We start from the raw sequence: 19,209 nt of genomic DNA, 5'->3' as shown, positions 1-19,209 counted from the left end.
GAACATCTTCTCCTTCTATCTTAGCGTTATGTGTTGCATACTTTAGTCACTGATCGTTTAGACGTTGCACTTATCTCGTAGCGACTCGTGGATTTTGATGTAGTAATGGTTGGGGCGGGGCATAATGCCCTCATCTGTAGTGCGTATCTGGTACAGGCCGGATACACCGTAGGCGTATTTGAGCGTCGCGATATTGTAGGAGGTGCTGTATCCACCAAAGAAATTGTGCCGGGCTATCAGTTTGATCTGGGGGGCAGTGCACACATATTGATACGGCTTACACCCATTGTTGATGAGCTGGAACTGAATCGGTTTGGGCTGGAGTACATTGATCTGGATCCCTTGTTCTTTGCGCCGTTTGGAGATACCCCTGTCTACATTTACCGCGATGTGGAGCGGACCGTACACGAACTGAACCAGACGTTTCCGGGAGAGGGCGACAACTACCGCCGGTTCATCGATGACTGGTCGGGGTTTGCCCGCACCATGCGCGATATGTTCTTGCGGACACCCAGCCCGTTTCAACTGGGCAAAAGCCTGGTGCTGGGCGAGTCGTCGAAGCTACAGTGGCAAGACGAATTGCGTACCATCATGCGTCCGTACGGCCATGTGGTGCAAGAGTATTTCGATACGCCCGAATTGCAGGCCATGCTATCGTGGATGGCCGCCCAGTCAGGGCCGCCGCCCACCGAGCCGATGACGGGCCCCTTTGTATTGTGGCATCCGTTGTATCACGAAGGCGGGGTAGCGCGTCCGCGGGGCGGGTCGGGTATGCTCACTCAGGCCCTGCGCACACACATTGAACATCACGGGGGATCGGTATTCACAGAGGCCCCCGTCGAAGAGATTCTTGTTGAGAACGGAGCGGCTGTTGGAGTCCGAACAGCTATTGGTACGGCCACAGCGCGCGCTGTGGCATCGGGAGCTCATATTCTGGAAACGACCACCAAGCTCCTCCCCCCCGAACACCAACCCGCCAACTTTGCCAAGCAGGTGCGTGTAGGAAATGGATTCGGCGCGATGCTGCGTCTCGCCCTGAACGAGCCTGTTTCCTACACTGCCGATCCCACCGCCAAAGCCCGCACCGGGCTGCAGCTCCTGTGTCGATCGCCCGAACAGTTGAGCCGTGCGTATGGCGAATACCTGGGGGGGGCGCCCTCATCCGATCCGCCGCTTGTGGCTATGACGTTCAGTGCTGCCGACCCTACACTGGCTCCCGAAGGACATGAGGTGCTCTGGCTTTGGGGACAGTACTTTCCGTATGATCTCGCAAACGGAAAAACCTGGAACGATATTGCGGATACGATCGCCAACCGGCTCATTGACACGTTTGAGACGTATGCACCCGGCATTCGAGATACAATTGAGGGCCAACTGTTTCAACATCCAGAGTGGTTAGAGCGCAACCTGGGGCTCTACCGCGGCAATGTGATGCATGTTGAAATGAGCATTGACCAGATGTTTGGAAATCGTCCGGCTATGGGCTGGTCGCAATATAAAGCGCCGCTCGACGGATTGTATCTCACCGGCGCCAGCACGCACCCCGGCGGCGGTATCATGGGAGCCTCTGGACGCAATGCTGCCCGCATTTTGCTGAAGGACCTCGACCGCCACCGCATATAGCTTTGCCCTCCCTGCAGCCTCTGCTACTACTATGGAACTTTCGTACCTGCAATTCCACCTTATCTTTACGATTCCCCCCATCCTCCTTATGGCAGCTACGGCCCCCCGTCCATTGGGAGGCGTTGGGGGACGTCGCGGCTTGCTCGCTATCCCGCTGCTTTGTTTAATTGCATTTGTATACACAACCCCCTGGGATAACTACCTTGTGGCAAACGAGGTGTGGTGGTACGGGCCCGATCGGGTGCTCTTCACAATTGGATATGTGCCCATCGAAGAGTATGCCTTTTTTATTCTACAGCCTATTCTTACAGGTCTGTTTTTGTACCATTATCTGGATCGCACCGAGGAGCGGCGTCCCCAGAATCCCAATGCTCGCTGGATTGGAGGGGTGCTATGGACGGTTATCTCGCTGGCGGGCTGGTGGATGATCCTTTCGGGCATCGACTCGGTGCTCTACATGGGGCTCATTCTGGGCTGGGCCGGCCCCATTGTTGCGTTTAAATGGTTCTACGACGGCCCTCAGCTCTGGCAATATCGCCGTACGCTTGCCTGGACGATTGGGCTTCCAACCGTCTACCTTTGGGTGGCCGATGCTATTGCCATCAATAATGGCATCTGGACAATCTCCCCCGACTACACCATTGGCATCGAACCGTTTGGGTTGCCTGTTGAAGAAGCAACATTCTTTTTGGTAACGAACATTATGGTTGTGCAGGGCATCCTCCTCTTTTTGGATGATGCGCCAAAGCTTCTATCTGACCGCGATCCAGTAACTTTGAATGAGCCAGCATAACCGCTGAATGTTACAAATGGAATCGTCCTGCACATACGGGAAACGGAATTCATTCCAAAGACTATGAATGAGTACAGCGCGTTCTAAAAACCTTCATTGTCCATCGCTATGCTTTTCTTAGAGGTGCTCTTCATGCTTTCGTGCATCCTAGGGCTTGCGGTGATGCTATGGATTCATCGGAGCTATCCCGAGGGTACCGATCCATCCGATGATGACAGCGAAGGAGGCGGACTGCCTCCTTCGGGCGACACAATGCCTGTTGGTCCGGCTCCGCACATCACGGTTCCTAAACGCACGGATGATCCACAGGCGGCTTAACGTATTACGGTACGGGAAGCCGTGTTTTGTTGACTATCAAAACAGTTCGGCCTGTGTGGCCGATAGGTGGTGCAAATCGGTCAATGCATCAATATGAATGCGGGCATTTTCAAGTTCGCTGGGCTCCATTTTATGAAGTCCACCACCGTAAGTGCGTCCCTCAGCGATAAGATCGGAAGCTGAAATAGCGTTTAACGCCTTCCAGATGGCAATGATAAGATCGGACTCTTCTTTCATCTTTTTGTTGAGCGGTGGAGAAGGATACAAATTTAAATATGCATTGGCAGCTATTGCCTGAGAACGGTTGAGTATAAATCGGAATGGGGAGTCTCCTTTGGAAGACCGGCCCATGTATGAGACAAGAATTGGAGCTGGATCTCTTGATTCCTGGCTATACCAGGGCGAACGCCGACTGCACAAATAGCGCTCGTGGATCTTCTGCTCTTCACCTTGCTGTAGATACATCCAAAGTGAAGGATACTCAGCTTGAACCTTTTTTTCAGCAATGTCGCAAGATAAGAGCAGTTGCTTCTTTTCAATATCTGGCATATAACCATCCTTCGATTCCACCAAGTCGTCTTCAAGATAGCGTGGACTTGGTAGAATGGGAGTTAAGAACTGAGCAGGGATTTCCCGGTGGGTAGCTTCTTCAGGAGACATAATAAAGAAGGAGTTGGCTCCTGTTGCAATGCCTCGCTTGGTAGAGAATAACTCTCCAACGCGAACGGTATCTTCGGAATTATCTTCTGACGTCGGCTTCCGATACATGTTATTCCACTTCGAGAGGGTGGCTAATTCCTGAACCGGGACATCCCGATATCGTGCTGGATTAGCCACATCTCCTCCATAAGAAAAGAAGGCCGTTTGCTCATCCGACGGTTTTTTGTTGCGAAAAATAACGACTGCAGAAGATACAAGCGCATCCGCAAATTGCACTTCTTGGGGGTCAAATCGGTGAACCCGAAGCAGCGTAACATCCCTGGTTAAATAACGACGTAGCGCCCTGCCATAGTTCACGTACATGAACTCACTGGGAATGAGCCATGCAGCCAGACCGCCCTGCCTCATCCACCCGTGCGCTAAATAGATAAAGTAGGTGTAGAGCCCCGACAGACCGCTTGGCTCCATACCATGCAGATGAAGTGTTTGCTCTTGAAGTCGGTTTTTCATCTGCGACGGGATATGGTGGTGTCGTACATAAGGAGGGTTCGCAACAACAAAGTCAAACCGTTTGCTTTCGTGGTTCGGCGGTTGTTGTGCTGTAAAGTCCTCTGTTTCTAATGCCAGACAAGTATCGCTCCACAACTGGCGTGTTGGATCTGCATAATGGGGATCGACTTCAAAAGCCCGGCACTGGTTTATAGCCGCAGGTCCCAACACTTTTCGTGCAGCTGTAAAGAAGGCCCCTGTTCCAAAGGCTGGATCAAGCATATCAATGCTTGATGTGGATAGATGCTGACTTGCTAGACGGATAATGTTCTGGGCCAGCACAGTGGGCGTTGCAAATTGGCCCAACTTATTCCGCGATGATTTGCTTTTTTCTGCATCCAGCTTATCTTGAAGAGTCAGTCGTTTCTGCTCTCCGGAACTGATTGGAGAAGAAGCTTCGCTACCACCTGATGAAGGCGGCGTTGGTTCTTGAACGAGCCCACCAGAGGAACCGGTGTTATCTGGTTTGTCCAACTTTAGGTGAGACAAATCTTCGATACGGTGCTCCCATACCCAGTCTATATTTTCTGCAGCTTCATAGCCAAGATATTGCGAGTTAAAATAACCCCTTAGAAAGAGAATGAAGTCTACATCCTCCCCAAACTCATCTCGAAGCTGACGCGCTTTTTGGGCTTCCTCTTTTTGACGCTTGTTTGGATTTGTGTAATCTCCGGCGGACTTCATCTCAACAAAAATCGGTGGTTGCCCTGCCACTGCGTGATGGGGTTGTATAATGCAGTCGATGGGGAGATTTCTCGTGTCGTTGCCCGAGGGGACTTGTACTGTACATCCGAATGTAAATGTACCACGCTCCATGTTGCGGACATCGTCCAATGTTGATGACTTTACCTCTTCATATTCTTGATTTTGGAGCCAACCACGAATTGCGTTTTGCTGCTCACGTTCTTGCGCGTTTCTGATGATAGGATCTGCAGCCATTCCACAAAGACGATCAGCAAAGACACTAGCTGCACGGCGCCTTTCCTTTGGGGTAGGTTCGTTGTCTTTGTTCAGCCAAGGACAAATATCACGGTCAATCATGGTTTCGACAACTTCGCAAATCCGTTCGAGTTGATCGTGGAGCATGTCCTCATCCATACGTGGCGGAACGCGAGGTTCATGCTTTTTTGTCTCTTCCATGCTGTACACAAGGTTCTTTTTGACATGAGCCAGACCAATCAGACGATCTCGTGCGAGCGGAGGGGCCGTCGCCATTCGAAGCATCTGAATGGAAAGAGGCTGTTCGATTAGAAAACGAGGCGTAACATCGCGCAAGTCATTCGTTGCTGACATCGTCTCTTCAACGAGGTCAGTTTGCTCTTCTCGTTGGTCGCGATATGCCTTCGGGGCAAACTCCATGAACCAGTCATTATAGAAGTCTACCGATCGGGCTATGTCATCTTTCCAGAGGTGCGGTTTGTTTGCATTGATGGGCATACGTGTAGTGCTGACTGCTCTATTTTAAATACATTAACGAGATTTCTACGGTTTCAGAAGCGATGACGTTGCACTTTTGATTAAAGGATAAGCCTGGATTAGACACAGTTTTCTGGTTGATCGAACAACCCCCATCTATTGTGCGTGCAGGCGGGTACGTTTGTCACGTTCACTGGTTGTTTTGTGCTTATGTCTGCACCGCGTCCTGGTCCATTTCTCTGCATTGTCGGCCCCACAGCAGTTGGAAAAACCGCATTGAGCCTTGCACTTGCCCAGCAATGGGAAGCCGAAATCATTTCGGCGGATAGCCGGCAGATCTATCGGGAGTTGACGATTGGGACGGCCAAGCCTACGCCGGAGGAGCAGCAGGGCATTCCGCATCACTTCATCGACGAGCGATCGCTGTCGGACGGCCCCTACTCGGCGGGCGCGTTTGCGAGCGATGCCAACGCACGCATCCGCAAGATATTGGCGCGCGGTCGCGTGCCTATTGTTGTGGGCGGGTCTACGCTTTACATCCACGCCTTGCAAGAAGGGCTGGCCGATATTCCGGATGTGGACGATGCCGTACGTGCCACCCTGGAGGAACGGCTCGAAGAAGAAGGTGCTGAGGCACTCTATGCCGAGCTGGAAGAGATCGACCCGAAGCAGGCTGCTAAAAACGATCCGACGAAGACCCACCGCGTGATGCGAGCGCTGGAGGTGTATCACGGTACGGGTCGTACGTTGACCTCGTACTACGAGAACCAGCCGGAGCCGCCGTTCACCTATCAGACGCTGGTGTTAAACCGCGATCGGAAGCGGCTGTACGATCGCATCAACCGACGCGTCGATCAGATGCTGGATGCAGGGCTGCTCGACGAAGTGCGTGCAGTCATGGACGGCCCCGCCAACCTGGACGAGCCGCCGCTTAGTACCATTGGCTACCGCGAACCGATACAGTTTCTGCAGAACGCGTACGATTATGACGAGATGGTGCGCCTGATAAAACGCAATACGCGGCGGTATGCGAAACGGCAACTGACCTGGTTTCGGCGCTACGATGATTACGTGTGGCGTCATCCAGAGGAGGTGTCGGAGGCGGCACTCTCACGCTGGATGGAGGCCGGCTCAACCACCAGCACCGCCCACGGATGAAGTATTCCATCAACGGTACTCGCACTCATCACCGTACCCCCGTGGGCGTTGATCCATTCGGCCCAGTCGGTGGTCGAGCGATACACTTCGGGATGAGGCGCGGACATGCTACCGCCCGAGCGGAGCGCATTCACGAGGGCGTCGGCCCAGCCGAGTAGGCGTCGCTGCAGCGGGTGATAGGCCACGGACTCCAGAATCAGCACACGGGAACGGCTCACGCGGAGGGCTTCACGCAGGGTGCGTTCGGGATCGTCGGCATGGTGCAGGACGAAGGTGAGCAGGGCAGCATCGAATGCATTGTCATCGAAGGGTAGACGATGAGAGGTGCAGCGCTGAAACGGAAGATCGATGTCGGCATGCCGGGCGTCGGAGAGGTCGGTGAGCGTGACCTGAATGCCGTACTTTCGCTGGATATGCGCGCCCAGTGCCCCCTCGGCGCAACCAATGTCAAGCAGGGTTGGGTTTTCCGTGCGGGCCAGACGACGGAGCGGATCAGCAAAGCAGCGTGCTTTTTGCCGGGCCCGTGGCACAGCAAGACCTCCCTGCTGGATCCATCCAATTCCCAATAACACCAACGCGCCGCCCCACCCCAAAGCAACCCAGATCCAGTAGGGGCCGTCTATATAGAACAGGTACGTGCCCAAGCTGAAGGTGGCAATCCAGACCCAGGCCCAGCGCGAGACGGGGTGGAGGACGGCGGCGAGCCCGATAACCAGCCAGTACCATGGGTGGACGGTGGTGGCTAGCCCCAGATAGATGGCGAGTCCGCCGGCCAAAAAGACGGGGAGCGACACAGGCCGCCACCAATCACGGAGGGTCCATGCGGCCAGTCCCAGCAATGTGAGCGTTCCAAAGACCGGCCCAATGATTTTGCTCCAGTCGGAGCCGGTGAGTGCATAGAGCGATTCTTTGACCGCGTAGTAGGGGCCGGCGTTAAATTCGAAGAGTTGGACGTAGAGGCGAAGCGATTGCGAGACATCGGTTAGCAGGGCGGGATACCAGAACGGCGCAAAAGCCAATCCGATGATGGCGAGTGCGGTGAGTAGGGGCTTCCATCCAAAGCGGCGCAGGATCCAGGCGAGGGCGATCCACGGATATAGCTTGGCGAGTCCGGCAAATGCAATGGTGGCCGCTGAAAGATGCGCGCGGTGGGTCCATGCAGCCCAGAAGGCCACGCCCACGGCTCCTACCGCCAGGGCTTCGGTGTGTCCCTGACCGGCGACCTCGATGAGCGCCAGCGGGTGCCACGCATACAACATGAGATGACGCGGGGCTACGTGATGGCGCAGCGCCCAGAGTCCGCCCAACTCTACGGCTACGAACAGCCCTTTGAGCACATAGTAGCTTGTTGCCGATGCGCCTCCGATAGCATAGGCGATAGCAAAAAAGAATTGCGACAGCGGCGGGTAAACGCTGTGGTATTCGTGCGAGTTGAGGTTTGGGTAGAGCCAGTTCTCACGCCAAGCACGAAGTGATTCTGTGTCAGGGGGATGCGCATACGGATTCGCGCCGGCCTCTAGCCAGATGCGCGCATCCCACAGGTAGCGATATACGTCGTCGCTCAGCACGGGCTCCAGCGGGAGGTATGCAAGCCGCAGCAGCACTGCGCCCCCAAGCACGATAGGCATTGTGAGCTGGTTCTTACGCCAGCACCACGCGAGTCCTGCCGTTGCGATGATGCTTAGCACAATCATTCCGCCCCATCGTGTCGGATCAGCGGCAAACCACGGTATTGCAGTAAGCACGAGCAGCGTGCAAGCAAACGGGGCCGTGGAGCGCAGATTCATGGTGTAAGGCTGTCAAAACGAGATGTGCTGCTACGTGTCGTTACACGTCAAAGTCTGGAATTGTGTGAGCAGTAGTCCACTACGTTGGCAGGGGAGATCTCGGGCGGTCAGTGAAGCCAGCTAAACAAGTCATGCTGAACGCAGTGAAGCATCTCAACGCCGTGCTGCTCAATGCCCACGGGATAGTTTCCGCGCGCACTGGGTGTGCCGAACGCCTGGAGGGATGGCGCTGAGATCCTTCCGCCTGGCGGCGTCAGGATGACCTGGAAACGCGACACCATCTCGTCTCTCGTGGCGATGCTCCGCGTCGCCACGCGGGGTCGGACGCTCCAGCGTCCCCAAACCGAGTCGTCGGCACCCACTCCGGGTCTTCTCCGACTTCGTTGTGTATAAACCGTAGCTCAGAGGAGGGTTTAGGGGGAGAGATTCCAGCATCTTAAACGCCTCAAACTTTCAGCCGCGCCACACAACCACGCTCCAGTCTACCAGATTACCGCTGCCTTTTCCATGACTGGGTCTTCGCCCGGTGCTTCTACGCGCAGGTAATATACGCCCGACGGCACTCGCTGCCCCGTTTCGTCTTCCAGGTCCCACTCAAGACCGCCCTCAAACGCTCGGTCGGTACGGAGAGTGCGCACCATGCGTCCATCTACGCTTACGATACGGACTGTGGCTTCGGTGGGCAGCCCGGCCACAGTGACGTGTTGACTATGCTCAGCCCCCCGAAACGGATTCGGATAGACGAACACATCGTCAAGGTCATCGGCGGGGCCGGTAAGTTGAATGGCGCGGCTGCGGTCGTCTAAGCGGTGACCGCTTGCACTAGCTAACTCGTCGATCTGGAGGGTGGTGATTTGCCCACTTGCTCCTACGACAATGCCTGCCAGGTCAAGTCGCACGCGCTTCGGGTCGTTGCTTGTTACCGTGGCCTGGCGCACCGAGCCCGGCGAGCTAACGCGGTACGTGTTGGTGTCGGCGGCCTGTTCCGCGTCAACCGCTGCGTTAAAGAGCAACTCGATCGACTGATCGCTTGTGCGTGTCCAGTCTTCGACAAAGAACGGGGCGTCATCGGCAGCGAGCAATTCTAAGGCAACGCTTGTTTGCCCAACAGGCGTGCCATCGCGGTCAGTCACTCCAGTCCAGGTGAGCGTGCCCGTGAGTGGAACCGCATCTGAAAAAGTTACACGGAGTCCTTCCCGATTCGAAGTGCCCACGACTCGTTCGGGGGGCGTGCCTTCATATGTAAATTGCTCAGGGCGCAACCCTTCGGTAAGCGGTTCAGTAAAGCGTAGGTCTACCTCATAGGGCGCCGGATAGGCCACCTCTTCAATTGTAGCTGGGGCACGGGGTCGTACTGTGCGCGCTTCGCTAAGCGGAGAGGTGTCGTTGCCACGCCAGGCCCGTAGCGCATACGTAGCTTCGGCATCCGTGTCTACAGTCAGGCTAGAGTCGTGCTGTGTGGTCATACGCTCGAAGGGCGCATCTGCGGTGCGCTGGTAGACGGCAACCGAGTCTACATCGGGGGCGCGCCAGCTCAGTTGAACGGATGAATCGGATACGGCCTGCGCGATACGCCACTGCGGCGGAGATAGCGCCACGGCCTGGTCGCGCACCGAAAACTGGACGAGATGGTCTTTACGTGTGTTCGCAAAAATTTCGGCGTAGCCGCTGCCTGTCACATCGCCGGCTAGCAGCGACGCACTTTGCACCGATTCGATGCCATCACGATCGTCGAGGTAGGCTACGTGCCACCCCAAGCTGGGGTCGTTGCGCAGTACGATAAGGTACGGAGCATGCGCGATGACTACCTCGTCCCGATCGTCGTTGGTGAGGTTGGCTGTGGTGATGGCTCCGTTTGCACCGGGGGATCCGGCAATGGGAAGCGTGTACACGGGATCAAACCCATCGTTCGATGCTTGCCACACGGTGTAGGTGCTACGCGGCGGCATGCGTGTGTCGTCGGGCAGGGTGTTCGGGAAGAACTGCGTGAACGTGACAAAGTTATCAACCCCATCGCCTGTCAGGTCGCCGGCCCCAAAGCGACGTCCGGCATCAAAGCGGTTAGAGGCGTAGCTCCAGATGGGCCCAGGAGCGGGTTTTCCCGGTGAGATTTCGTACATGATCCAGTGCCCATAGCGGGTACCCACTACCATATTGGTACGCCCGTTTCCATTGAAGTCGCCCACCGCAGCGTTTGCCGCTCCGATATTGCTCTGAATATCGAGTGTATCGTCAATGGCAACAGCTTTTTCAGGATCGAGCGTGTACTGGATGGGGTACTCGTTTCCATCCCAGGCGCGCCCCTTCCACACATTGCGGGTATGGCCCAGCATTTGAGCGGTGCCGGTATGCGTAAGGTCTACAAGGCGAGCACCAATAAATGGCCCGGCTTCGGTCCCGGTCGTGTCAATGAACGCTTCAGATTTCGGGAGCCAGTCATCCCCCTCTTGGCGGAGCATGAGCGTAGCGTTTCCCACCTGCGTGAGCAGTTCGGGGGTGCCGGAGCCATCGGTATCGGCCACGTCGCGCGGAATGACATTGGCTTGAAGCGAATCGGCCTTGGCGAAATCATCGCCAGTCCATTCGTACAGAAAGATTGAGTCGCCCAGCCCGCCGCCCTCCGAGAACGGGTTGACAACCAATTCGGGCAGCGAATCATTGTCGAAGTCGGTAAACGTGGGGAGGACAAACCCACGGGGCACATTGGTTTCGTGCCGTTCGAGCCATTGGGAACGGAACTGGCGTTCGGGCACCTGGACGGTTGTATCACGGGTGGTAGTGAGTCCAGCATCGTTCGTTGCGTGGATGCGCAGGGCAGCCTCACCTCCACTGCCGCTGGTATTTGACCAGTAGGTGCCGTGGCGTTGGCGTGCATTTTCGCTTTCAACGGTATGCGTTTGTCCGCTCAGTTCAATGTCCAGCGTGATGGTGCTACGCTGGTCGGTCTGCACATCCGTAATCACCCCAAAATGAGAGCCCACGAGTCCGCCCGTTGCAGCATGAACGGTAAGCTCCGGCGGTTCGCGTTGGATGCGCACCCGACGCCGATCTTCGACGGTGCGGTTGTCAGTCAGATTAGTGACAAGCCGTAGCGTGTATTCGCCGTCTTCAAGCGCTTCTGTGGACCACGTAGCCAAGGTGTCGTCAAGAACGCGCTGTGACACCGCATCGTGAATGGGGATCCACTCGGCATCATCCAGATCGGTGGTTCCTTCAGTGTAGAACAGTTGGTACGAGTCGTGCTTGGGGTGAATGGACGACCCTACGACATGGATTTCGTCCTCGCTCCAGCCGCTATCGTGAGCAGGACGGGTGATGGTTGTGGAGCCGGGCAGCGCGCGGAGCAACGCCTCGCGGACATCGAGGAGTCCGGCAGCGGTGCGCTGGTCCCAACCCGGCAATCCAATATCGACGGTAGAACTAGTGAGGATAGAGCGGATGTCCTCAGGGGTGAGGGAGTCGTCGAGGGCACGCAACAGCGCCACGGCTCCACTTACCTGCGGCGCTGAGAAGGACGATCCGCTGGCCGAGCGGTAGAGGTATTCGGGCGTAATCTCATCTGAAGGGGTAGTCCCCGGAAAGTCTGTAGTGAATACATTCGATCCGGGCGCCCCAAGGTCGGTGCCAATGCCATACGAACTAGTGCTAAGCGGAGGAAGGCCCTCGCCGTCTTCGGCTAACCATATCACTGAAATAACTTCTGGATAATCGGATGGGTAGTTTGGATCATCCCCTGCGGTGTTGCCTGCGGAGCCGACCAGCACCGTGCCCTGGCTGTGCGCATATTGAATGGCATCGTGCATGAGCGGCGAGGCCACATCACGCCCAAACGACATATTGAGCACATCGAAGCCCATATCGGCGCCGTAAATGATAGCCTCGGCAATGTCGCGGGTTAGCCCAGCTCCGTCATGCCCAAAGGCGCGCAGCAAGGCAATACTCGAGCGGGGGGCTACCCCCTGCATACCCGAGTCGTTGTCATCCTGTGCAACGGCTACACCACTGACAGCCGTGCCGTGCCAACCAAACGACCCCAGCGAGTCGGCACGCGGGTCGGGATCGCGCGGACCAAACCGCCCTTCCGCAGGCGGAAGCAGTCGATCTACAAAGCTGTATCCAATCACATCGTCCACCCAGCCATTGCCATCTTCATCGGTGCCGATGCGATTTTCGGGCACGAAGGTACCTGCATTCGCTACATCTTCGGGCTCGTTCACCCACACCTGATTTTCGAGATCTGGGTGGTCGTAAAACACGCCCGAGTCGATGACACCAATGGTTACCGATGGATCGCCGCGTGTGATGTTGTGGGCAGCACGGGCATTGATTACATCGAGGTGATTCAGCTTCTGATCGATGGTGTCGGGGTCAAGCGAAATCGGCAGACCGTTAGCATCAGGCACCGCATCCTGTTGATCTACGATGTCGAGATAAAATTTATCGTTCTCATCCACATACAGCACGCCTTCGGTTTCGGCCCACTGTCTTTTGGCGGTCTCTGCGTCATCCGCATTGGTGAAACGGAGTGTGTAGACAGGCCACTCCGCAGCCTCCCCCTGTGCGGCAGCCTGCACATCAGGAAACGTCGGCTCGACCTCCAGGATAGAGGAGAACAGCGGGTCAACCGCAGCCGGACGCGGGGCATCGGGCGCTTCCAGGGATTGCTGTAATGCATCGGGAGCATCATCGGCCAGGCGGATAATCAGCTCACGCGGGGCGTCATCATCGTCGGCCTGCGCGTGGGCGCTCATGCCGAGACTTCCCCCCAGCAGGAGGAGACTTGTACAGACGAGGAGGCGAAATGGCGTCATCAGGCGAACGGAGTACGTCGAAAAGCAGTGTATGGAAGCGGGTTGTTACCGACATTACAGCTTGGCTCCGACTTCCACCATATGCTCCCTGTACGAGACGCGCCCTCTCTACGTTTCTATGTGCGCGATATTCGGCAGTGCCTAAATAACCTGCAGTTCTTTGGGGCTCTCGGTCAGGTTCTCGCAGCCATCAGGGTGTAGAATGATGATATCCTCGATGCGTACGCCAAACTTGTCAGGCAGATAGATGCCGGGTTCCACCGTTACCGCAGCCCCATCGGGAAGGTCGTGTGTTACGTGATATGACAGGCGCGGCCATTCGTGCACCTCCAGCCCCACGCCGTGGCCCAACCCGTGACCGAAGTACTCGCCATACCCTGCATCTTCGATGATTTCCCGCGCTACTGCATCGATGTCAGTGCCCGTGATGCCGCTTCGCGCCGCGGCGATAGCGGTCTCTTGCGCCTCCCACACCAACTGATACACCCTGCGGGCTTCGTCGGAGGGCTCACCAATGGCAATGGTCCGCGTCATATCTGAGGCATAGCCATTGAGAAAACAGCCCATGTCGATAACCACCATGTCGCCCTTCTGCAAAACCCGATCCGACGGACGGGCGTGGGGCAGGGCTCCGTTGGGGCCTGCAGCTACAATCGGATCAAACGACATGCGTTCAGCACCGCGCTTGAGATGCCGATATACGATTTCAGCGCCCACCTCCCGTTCCGTCATGCCCGGCTCAATCCAGTCGCACAGCTCGGCAAACACGGCATCCGTAATGCGTTGGGCAGCCCGAATCTTGTTGACTTCTTCTGTTGATTTGGAGCCACGGCGTTCGGTAAGGAGGCCAGCGCCCTGTTTCCAGTCAATATGCGGAAAGCGCTCTTTCCAGGCGGAGAGCGTGTCAAGTGTCACCGTATCCGATTGGATAAGCACCGTGTCTATGTCGCTAAGCAGGCCTTCTTCGCTAACATACTCCCACAGATTATAGCCCGGTGTGTGCACTTCAGCGTCCTGCACTTCACGCGCGGCCTGCTCGGTGTATCGGCCATCGGATAGAAAGATATAGCGATCAGGAAGTGCAACCAGGATGCCGTTTGATCCGGTAAACCCACATGCCCATCGAATGTCGGGTAGGGCGGTAATTACACAGGCATCGGCATCATGGTGGTGAGCAATGTCGAGAAGCGTATCGTGCATTGAACGCACGGCGGTGGGGGTGGACATATAGGCATCAATTCGAGAAAGAGAACCGAAACGGGGGCAGGCAACTGCGTTAAGCCGACTTATGCCGCCCGGAGTAGTAGTTAGGCGACTCTTGCGTAATTTCAACGTCGTGGGGATGGCTTTCGCGCATGCCCGCAGCAGTGATGCGTGTGAACTCAGCGTGTTCATACAGGTCTTGAACCGTGGCGCATCCGCAGTACCCCATTGCAGCGCGGAGTCCTCCAACCATCTGGTGAATCACCTCAGAGAGGGTGCCGCTGTACGGAACGCGCCCCTCGATACCCTCGGGCACCAGCTTTTTGAGATCGTCTTCTGCATCCTGAAAGTACCGGTCTTTACTTCCAGATTGCATGGCTCCTACAGAGCCCATCCCGCGGTAACTTTTGTACTTTCGTCCCTCGTAGATGATTGTTTCGCCGGGACTTTCTTCGACACTGGCAAAGAGGCTACCGATCATTACAGTACCGGCTCCTGCAGCAAGTGCTTTGGCAATATCACCTGTTTGTTTAATACCTCCATCTGCAATAACGGGTACATCATGCTCAGAAGCAGCCTCGGCACACTCTAACACTGCCGTAAGTTGCGGTACCCCAACGCCGGCCACTACACGTGTTGTACAAATGGATCCGGGGCCAATACCCACCTTTACTGCATCGGCGCCTGCTTCGATCAAATCGCGTGTGCCCTTGGCGGTAGCCACATTGCCCGCCATAATTTGCACCTGATCATTAAAGCGTGCACTCACATCCGCCACTGTTTCGAGCACCCCTTCAGAGTGCCCATGTGCGGTATCGATCGTCACGAAATCAACCCCTACATTCACGAGGGCCGATACGCGATCCAGCACGTCTGGCGTTACCCCTACGGCCGCTCCCACACGTAGCCGCCCATGCTCATCCTTGCAAGCATTGGGGTGCTTGCGGCGCTTCCGGATGTCTTTGAAAGTGATGAGCCCCTTCAGGTATCCTTCGTCGTCGATGACGGGCAATTTTTCGATTTTGTGCCGCTGCAAGATCTGCACGGCTTCATCAAGCGTGGTGCCCACCGAAGCCGTAACCAAGTTCTTGGCCGTCATCATCTCGTGGATGGGGGTTTCATTTTGCAGCTCAAACCGCACATCGCGGTTAGTTACAATACCCACCAGCTTATTGTCTTGGTCTACAACGGGAATCCCCCCGATGGAATAGTGCGACATCATCCGGCGCGCATCGCCCACGGTATCGTGTGGCGAGATGGTGATGGGGTCGAGAATCATTCCACTTTCGGAACGCTTCACGCGGCGCACCTCGGCAGCCTGGTCCTCAATCGACATGTTTTTATGGAGCACGCCCACACCACCCTCTCGTGCCATTGCAATGGCCATATTGGCTTCGGTTACCGTGTCCATGGCCGAGGACAGAATAGGAACGTTCAGGGGAATATCGCGCGTGACTCGCGATTGCGTAGACACCGTGCGGGGCATCACCTGTGAGCGGCGTGGCACCAAAAGTACATCGTCGTATGTGAGCCCTTCGGTGCGTATCTTTCGATTCAGGGCCTTGTCAAGCGCGGGCGCTACGGTCGAGTTTGTAGACATGGGGGAGTTAGGATACACGGTTCCGAAGGTCAGCGACTTCTTGTTCGGTAAGCGGGCGCACGGCTCCACGTTCCAACCCCTGCAGCGTAATCCCTCCAAACTGCACGCGATCGAGCGTGCGCACGGTGTGGTTCAGGGCGCTAAGCATACGGCGAATTTGACGATTGCGTCCTTCGTGGAGCTTCAGGGCGATCCAGTCTTTTCGGGGCGGTTGAATGTAGGCTGCATCCGCAGCGGCGGCAGGGCGATCGTCCCCAATATCAACGCCGCGTTGCAGGTGGTCTAATTCGTGCGGCTTAACGGATTGTTTGGTCTCGACAAAATACACTTTATCAAGGGGGTAGCGTGGATGCATGAGCCGGTGGGCCAAGTCACCATCATTGGTGAGAAGCAATATGCCGGTGCTATCCCGATCGAGACGCCCCACAGGCGCAAGGCCGGCGGGATTGCTGGTGCCGAGCCCGGCCACATCCATCACCGTTTGGCGACCGCGGTCGTCGCGCACAGTCGTGATTATCCCCTCGGGCTTGTTCAAGAGCAAGTACTGGCGCTTTTGCAACCCAACCGGCGTCCCATCCACCGCCACTGTATCCCCCGGATACACGCGCGTCCCATGCTCCGATACGGTCTCGTCGTTCAGCGTGATACGCCCTGCAGTCACCATCTTGTCGGCATTTCGGCGCGAACACACGCCTGCTCGGCTCAGATATTTGTTGATGCGCATGCCGTCTGCAGGCACCGCAGGGGAGGAAGCAGCCATGCTATACTACGATTCATCGGGAAGGTCAGGGATAGCGGAAGCCACATCGCCGTTTGTGGCCTCGGCTTCTGTTTTCAACTGCAGCAGCTGCGCCCGTTCATCGTCGAAGTTGGGATCTTCGAGAAGGTCTTCCACTTCGCGAATAGTGGGAAGGTCATCGAGCGTGTTAAGCCCAAACTGCTCTAAAAATGCATCGGTGGTTCCGTAGAGGAGTGGACGCCCGAGCGAGTCGCTGCGCCCTTTTACATCTACCAGACCCAATTCCATGAGCTTGCGCAGCGCGTAATCGGAATTCACGCCTCGAACGAAGTCTACTTCGGGTCGCGTTACAGGCTGCTTGTACGCGACAACGGCAACGGTTTCTAAGAGTGATCGCGACAGGGTTTGCCGTTGTTCGTCTTGTACCATGGCTTTTACGAACGGGGCCACCGACTCGCGCGTCACAAGCCGATATCCACCGGCCCACTGCACGATTTGAAAAGCGCGCCCGTGCTCTTCGTACGTGGCTTCGAGCGACCGAATCGCCTCCTCAATATGCTGGGCGGCCACAATGTCGTTGCCGGTCACATCCGCTACAATAGAGGCCATCTGGTCGGCCTGCATGGGGGCATCGGCAGCAAACAAGAGCGCCTCGGTGGCTTCGGGTAGGCGACTCTCACGAAACTCTAAGGGCAGTTGATCGGCGGACATCGTAGCAAAACCGGGTGGGAAGAAAGCATTAGGCGGGAGCTTCGGGAGGCGTATTCGCCTGTCCATCTCCCCCTGTATGCCAGCGCAGCATGAAATCAGTGTGGGACTCTTCTACGTGAATGTGCAGGTGTTGTTGGCGCGCCAACTCCAAAACAGCAAGAAACGTAGCGATGATAAAGGCCTTGTTTTGGTTCTTTACGACCGATCGGAACGAAAGCTCAGTTGCACGGCGCAGGCGGTCCATCACATAAGTCTGCTGCTCATCGACTGAATACTGGAGCGGCTCGATCTCGTGCGTTGTCGGCTCCTCGTCGGGCGACTCCTGTAGCATGTGCGCCAGTGCGTTCATGAGGTCGTATACCGTGTGATCAACCGCACGGGCAGGCTGACCCTCATACTGCTCACGAACATCGAGTGAGCCGCCTCGTGTGGCGTGTCGATCCCGGTCTTCCTTGCGGAGCGCCAACTGGTCGGCTCCCTCTTTAAAGCGAACGTACTCAAGCAGACGCTCGACTAACTCGCGACGCGGATCGATTTCCTCGCCGTCCTCATCAGTTGAGGGGCTAGGCAGGAGCATTTGTGCCTTGATGTTAATGAGGAGCGCGGCCATGTAGATAAAGTCGGCCACGCCATCAAGGTCGATTTCTTCCATCACGCGAACGTAGGCAAGATACTCATCCGCGATTTTTGCGATTGGGATGTTGTAGATGTCGACTTCGTCGCGCTTGATAAAAAATAGGAGCAGGTCCATCGGACCCTCAAACTGTTGGAGCTCAACTCGATACATTTTATTTTGCAATAACGGAGTATTATACTTACGCTGTAGTCAGCTTTTGCTCGAACCACTTTACCGTCTCGCCTATCCCATACAGCATATCCGTTTCTGGTGTCCAGCCTAACTCATCTTGAGCGCGCTGAATATCGAGCACACTACGCATCTGCTCACCAGGCTGAGCAGGGCCATACGCGCAGTCCATGGACGGATCGGTGTGCGTCTGAATGTGCCCAAACAGATCATTTAGACTCGTTTCCTGGCCGGTGCCCACGTTGAAGATAGCTGTGTCTTTGTACTCCATCACGGCACGGTTCATCGCCACCACATCGTCAATGTAGACATAATCGCGTGTCTGGGTGCCATCACCGTAGATAGTGGGCTGTTCGCCACGGAGCATCTGCTCGATAAAGATGGCCACCACGCCCGCTTCGCCATCCGGATTCTGCCGTGGACCATACACATTGGCGTAACGCAGCGACACGTACGGAATACCGTATTCTTCGCGGTAGAAGTCGAGATACTTTTCGGAGGCAAGTTTGCTTACCCCGTACGGCGACACCGGACACAGCGGGTGCGGTTCGTCTTGAGGTACGTACACTGGGTCTCCGTAGATCGCCCCACCGGTAGAGGCAAAAATGACACGTTTCAGGCCATGGCCATGCCCAGCTTCCATCAGATTCAACAATCCATCAATGTTGGTGGAAGCATCGGCACGGGGATTCGCAACCGACTCACGGACGTTCATCTGGGCTGCATGATGCGAGAGCAGGTCGTAGTTCTCGGTACGCATCAGCTCAGCGGCGGCGTCGCTGCGGATGTCAATCGGATGGAAGACAGCCCCTTCTGGCACGTTTTCTCGCTTTCCTGCGGAAAGGTTATCGATGATATGGACGGTGTGTCCATCTTCGAGAAGTGCTTTGCTTACGTGAGAGCCGATAAATCCGGCACCTCCTGTACAAACAATTTTCATTGCAATAACGGAGTATAAGTAGGTTGTAAGTCCCCTTGAAAGTAACGTGGGGGCAATCCAGTACGAATTGCCCCCACCGCTACAGGGTTTTACTTG

Annotated in this window: 13 protein-coding genes; 4 read left to right on the top strand and 9 right to left on the bottom strand. The window is 56.0% G+C overall.

Going from position 1 to position 19,209, the window contains the following annotated elements; genetic code table 11:
* The first annotated feature begins 105 nt into the window (after nucleotides 1-105).
* The 3 genes from ACZ5AL_RS07035 (at nucleotide 106) to ACZ5AL_RS07025 (ending at nucleotide 2,734) form a co-directional block, all read left to right on the top strand.
* Complete coding sequence (locus tag ACZ5AL_RS07035) at nucleotides 106-1,623, top strand: phytoene desaturase family protein (protein ID WP_464513281.1); 1,518 nt, start codon at nucleotides 106-108, stop codon at nucleotides 1,621-1,623.
* Nucleotides 1,624-1,654: 31 nt separating this feature from the next.
* Nucleotides 1,655-2,416 (top strand): lycopene cyclase domain-containing protein, encoded by a 762-nt coding sequence (locus tag ACZ5AL_RS07030; RefSeq protein ID WP_464513123.1) that lies wholly within the window; start codon nucleotides 1,655-1,657, stop codon nucleotides 2,414-2,416.
* A gap of 108 nt (nucleotides 2,417-2,524) precedes the next feature.
* Nucleotides 2,525-2,734 carry a hypothetical protein gene (locus ACZ5AL_RS07025; protein ID WP_464513122.1) on the top strand — a complete coding sequence of 70 codons (210 nt, stop codon included), beginning with the start codon at nucleotides 2,525-2,527 and terminating at the stop codon, nucleotides 2,732-2,734.
* A 36-nt stretch (nucleotides 2,735-2,770) separates the two neighbouring features.
* Here ACZ5AL_RS07025 and ACZ5AL_RS07020 read toward each other — a convergent pair whose 3' ends face one another.
* Nucleotides 2,771-5,380 (bottom strand): XamI family restriction endonuclease, encoded by a 2,610-nt coding sequence (locus ACZ5AL_RS07020; RefSeq protein ID WP_464513120.1) that lies wholly within the window; start codon nucleotides 5,378-5,380, stop codon nucleotides 2,771-2,773.
* A gap of 189 nt (nucleotides 5,381-5,569) precedes the next feature.
* Between ACZ5AL_RS07020 and miaA the strand changes: the two genes are divergently transcribed.
* On the top strand, nucleotides 5,570-6,517 hold the full coding sequence (gene miaA / locus ACZ5AL_RS07015; RefSeq protein WP_464513119.1) for a tRNA (adenosine(37)-N6)-dimethylallyltransferase MiaA: 948 nt from the start codon (nucleotides 5,570-5,572) through the stop codon (nucleotides 6,515-6,517).
* On the opposite strand, the gene ACZ5AL_RS07010 is transcribed toward miaA, so the two are convergent.
* The 8 genes from ACZ5AL_RS07010 to ACZ5AL_RS06975 form a co-directional block, all read right to left on the bottom strand.
* On the bottom strand, nucleotides 6,439-8,304 hold the full coding sequence (locus ACZ5AL_RS07010; protein ID WP_464513117.1) for a methyltransferase domain-containing protein: 1,866 nt from the start codon (nucleotides 8,302-8,304) through the stop codon (nucleotides 6,439-6,441). The genes miaA and ACZ5AL_RS07010 overlap by 79 nt on opposite strands.
* Nucleotides 8,305-8,786: 482 nt before the next feature.
* Complete coding sequence (locus tag ACZ5AL_RS07005) at nucleotides 8,787-13,115, bottom strand: S8 family serine peptidase (protein ID WP_464513116.1); 4,329 nt, start codon at nucleotides 13,113-13,115, stop codon at nucleotides 8,787-8,789.
* A 141-nt stretch (nucleotides 13,116-13,256) separates the two neighbouring features.
* The gene (locus ACZ5AL_RS07000; protein WP_464513114.1) at nucleotides 13,257-14,342 is read right to left on the bottom strand and encodes a M24 family metallopeptidase; all 1,086 of its coding nucleotides are present in this window, start codon (nucleotides 14,340-14,342) and stop codon (nucleotides 13,257-13,259) included.
* A gap of 49 nt (nucleotides 14,343-14,391) precedes the next feature.
* Nucleotides 14,392-15,918, bottom strand: coding sequence for an IMP dehydrogenase (gene guaB / locus ACZ5AL_RS06995; RefSeq protein ID WP_464513113.1), 1,527 nt, complete (start codon nucleotides 15,916-15,918; stop codon nucleotides 14,392-14,394).
* A 7-nt stretch (nucleotides 15,919-15,925) separates the two neighbouring features.
* A complete protein-coding gene (locus ACZ5AL_RS06990; RefSeq protein WP_464513111.1) occupies nucleotides 15,926-16,678 on the bottom strand; it encodes a pseudouridine synthase in 753 nt (250 codons plus the stop codon).
* Nucleotides 16,679-16,684: 6 nt separating this feature from the next.
* The gene (gene scpB, locus ACZ5AL_RS06985) at nucleotides 16,685-17,368 is read right to left on the bottom strand and encodes an SMC-Scp complex subunit ScpB (protein ID WP_464513110.1); all 684 of its coding nucleotides are present in this window, start codon (nucleotides 17,366-17,368) and stop codon (nucleotides 16,685-16,687) included.
* A 28-nt stretch (nucleotides 17,369-17,396) separates the two neighbouring features.
* The gene (locus tag ACZ5AL_RS06980) at nucleotides 17,397-18,155 is read right to left on the bottom strand and encodes a segregation and condensation protein A (protein ID WP_464513108.1); all 759 of its coding nucleotides are present in this window, start codon (nucleotides 18,153-18,155) and stop codon (nucleotides 17,397-17,399) included.
* Nucleotides 18,156-18,183: 28 nt separating this feature from the next.
* Nucleotides 18,184-19,113: an NAD-dependent epimerase/dehydratase family protein gene (locus ACZ5AL_RS06975; RefSeq protein WP_464513107.1), complete on the bottom strand. Its 930-nt coding sequence runs from the start codon at nucleotides 19,111-19,113 to the stop codon at nucleotides 18,184-18,186.
* Nucleotides 19,114-19,209: the final 96 nt, after the last annotated feature.

It is taken from the genome of Natronotalea proteinilytica, from assembly GCF_055379935.1.
This window is presented reverse-complemented; position numbering and strand designations above follow the sequence as displayed.

Coding starts and splice junctions, on each gene's coding strand:
- ACZ5AL_RS07035 (WP_464513281.1), top strand. CDS start 106: ATGGTTGGGGCGGGGCATAATGCCCTCATCTGTAGTGCGTATCTGGTA.
- ACZ5AL_RS07030 (WP_464513123.1), top strand. CDS start 1,655: ATGGAACTTTCGTACCTGCAATTCCACCTTATCTTTACGATTCCCCCC.
- ACZ5AL_RS07025 (WP_464513122.1), top strand. CDS start 2,525: ATGCTTTTCTTAGAGGTGCTCTTCATGCTTTCGTGCATCCTAGGGCTT.
- ACZ5AL_RS07020 (WP_464513120.1), bottom strand. CDS start 5,380: ATGCCCATCAATGCAAACAAACCGCACCTCTGGAAAGATGACATAGCC.
- miaA (WP_464513119.1), top strand. CDS start 5,570: ATGTCTGCACCGCGTCCTGGTCCATTTCTCTGCATTGTCGGCCCCACA.
- ACZ5AL_RS07010 (WP_464513117.1), bottom strand. CDS start 8,304: ATGAATCTGCGCTCCACGGCCCCGTTTGCTTGCACGCTGCTCGTGCTT.
- ACZ5AL_RS07005 (WP_464513116.1), bottom strand. CDS start 13,115: ATGACGCCATTTCGCCTCCTCGTCTGTACAAGTCTCCTCCTGCTGGGG.
- ACZ5AL_RS07000 (WP_464513114.1), bottom strand. CDS start 14,342: ATGTCCACCCCCACCGCCGTGCGTTCAATGCACGATACGCTTCTCGAC.
- guaB (WP_464513113.1), bottom strand. CDS start 15,918: ATGTCTACAAACTCGACCGTAGCGCCCGCGCTTGACAAGGCCCTGAAT.
- ACZ5AL_RS06990 (WP_464513111.1), bottom strand. CDS start 16,678: ATGGCTGCTTCCTCCCCTGCGGTGCCTGCAGACGGCATGCGCATCAAC.
- scpB (WP_464513110.1), bottom strand. CDS start 17,368: ATGTCCGCCGATCAACTGCCCTTAGAGTTTCGTGAGAGTCGCCTACCC.
- ACZ5AL_RS06980 (WP_464513108.1), bottom strand. CDS start 18,155: ATGTATCGAGTTGAGCTCCAACAGTTTGAGGGTCCGATGGACCTGCTC.
- ACZ5AL_RS06975 (WP_464513107.1), bottom strand. CDS start 19,113: ATGAAAATTGTTTGTACAGGAGGTGCCGGATTTATCGGCTCTCACGTA.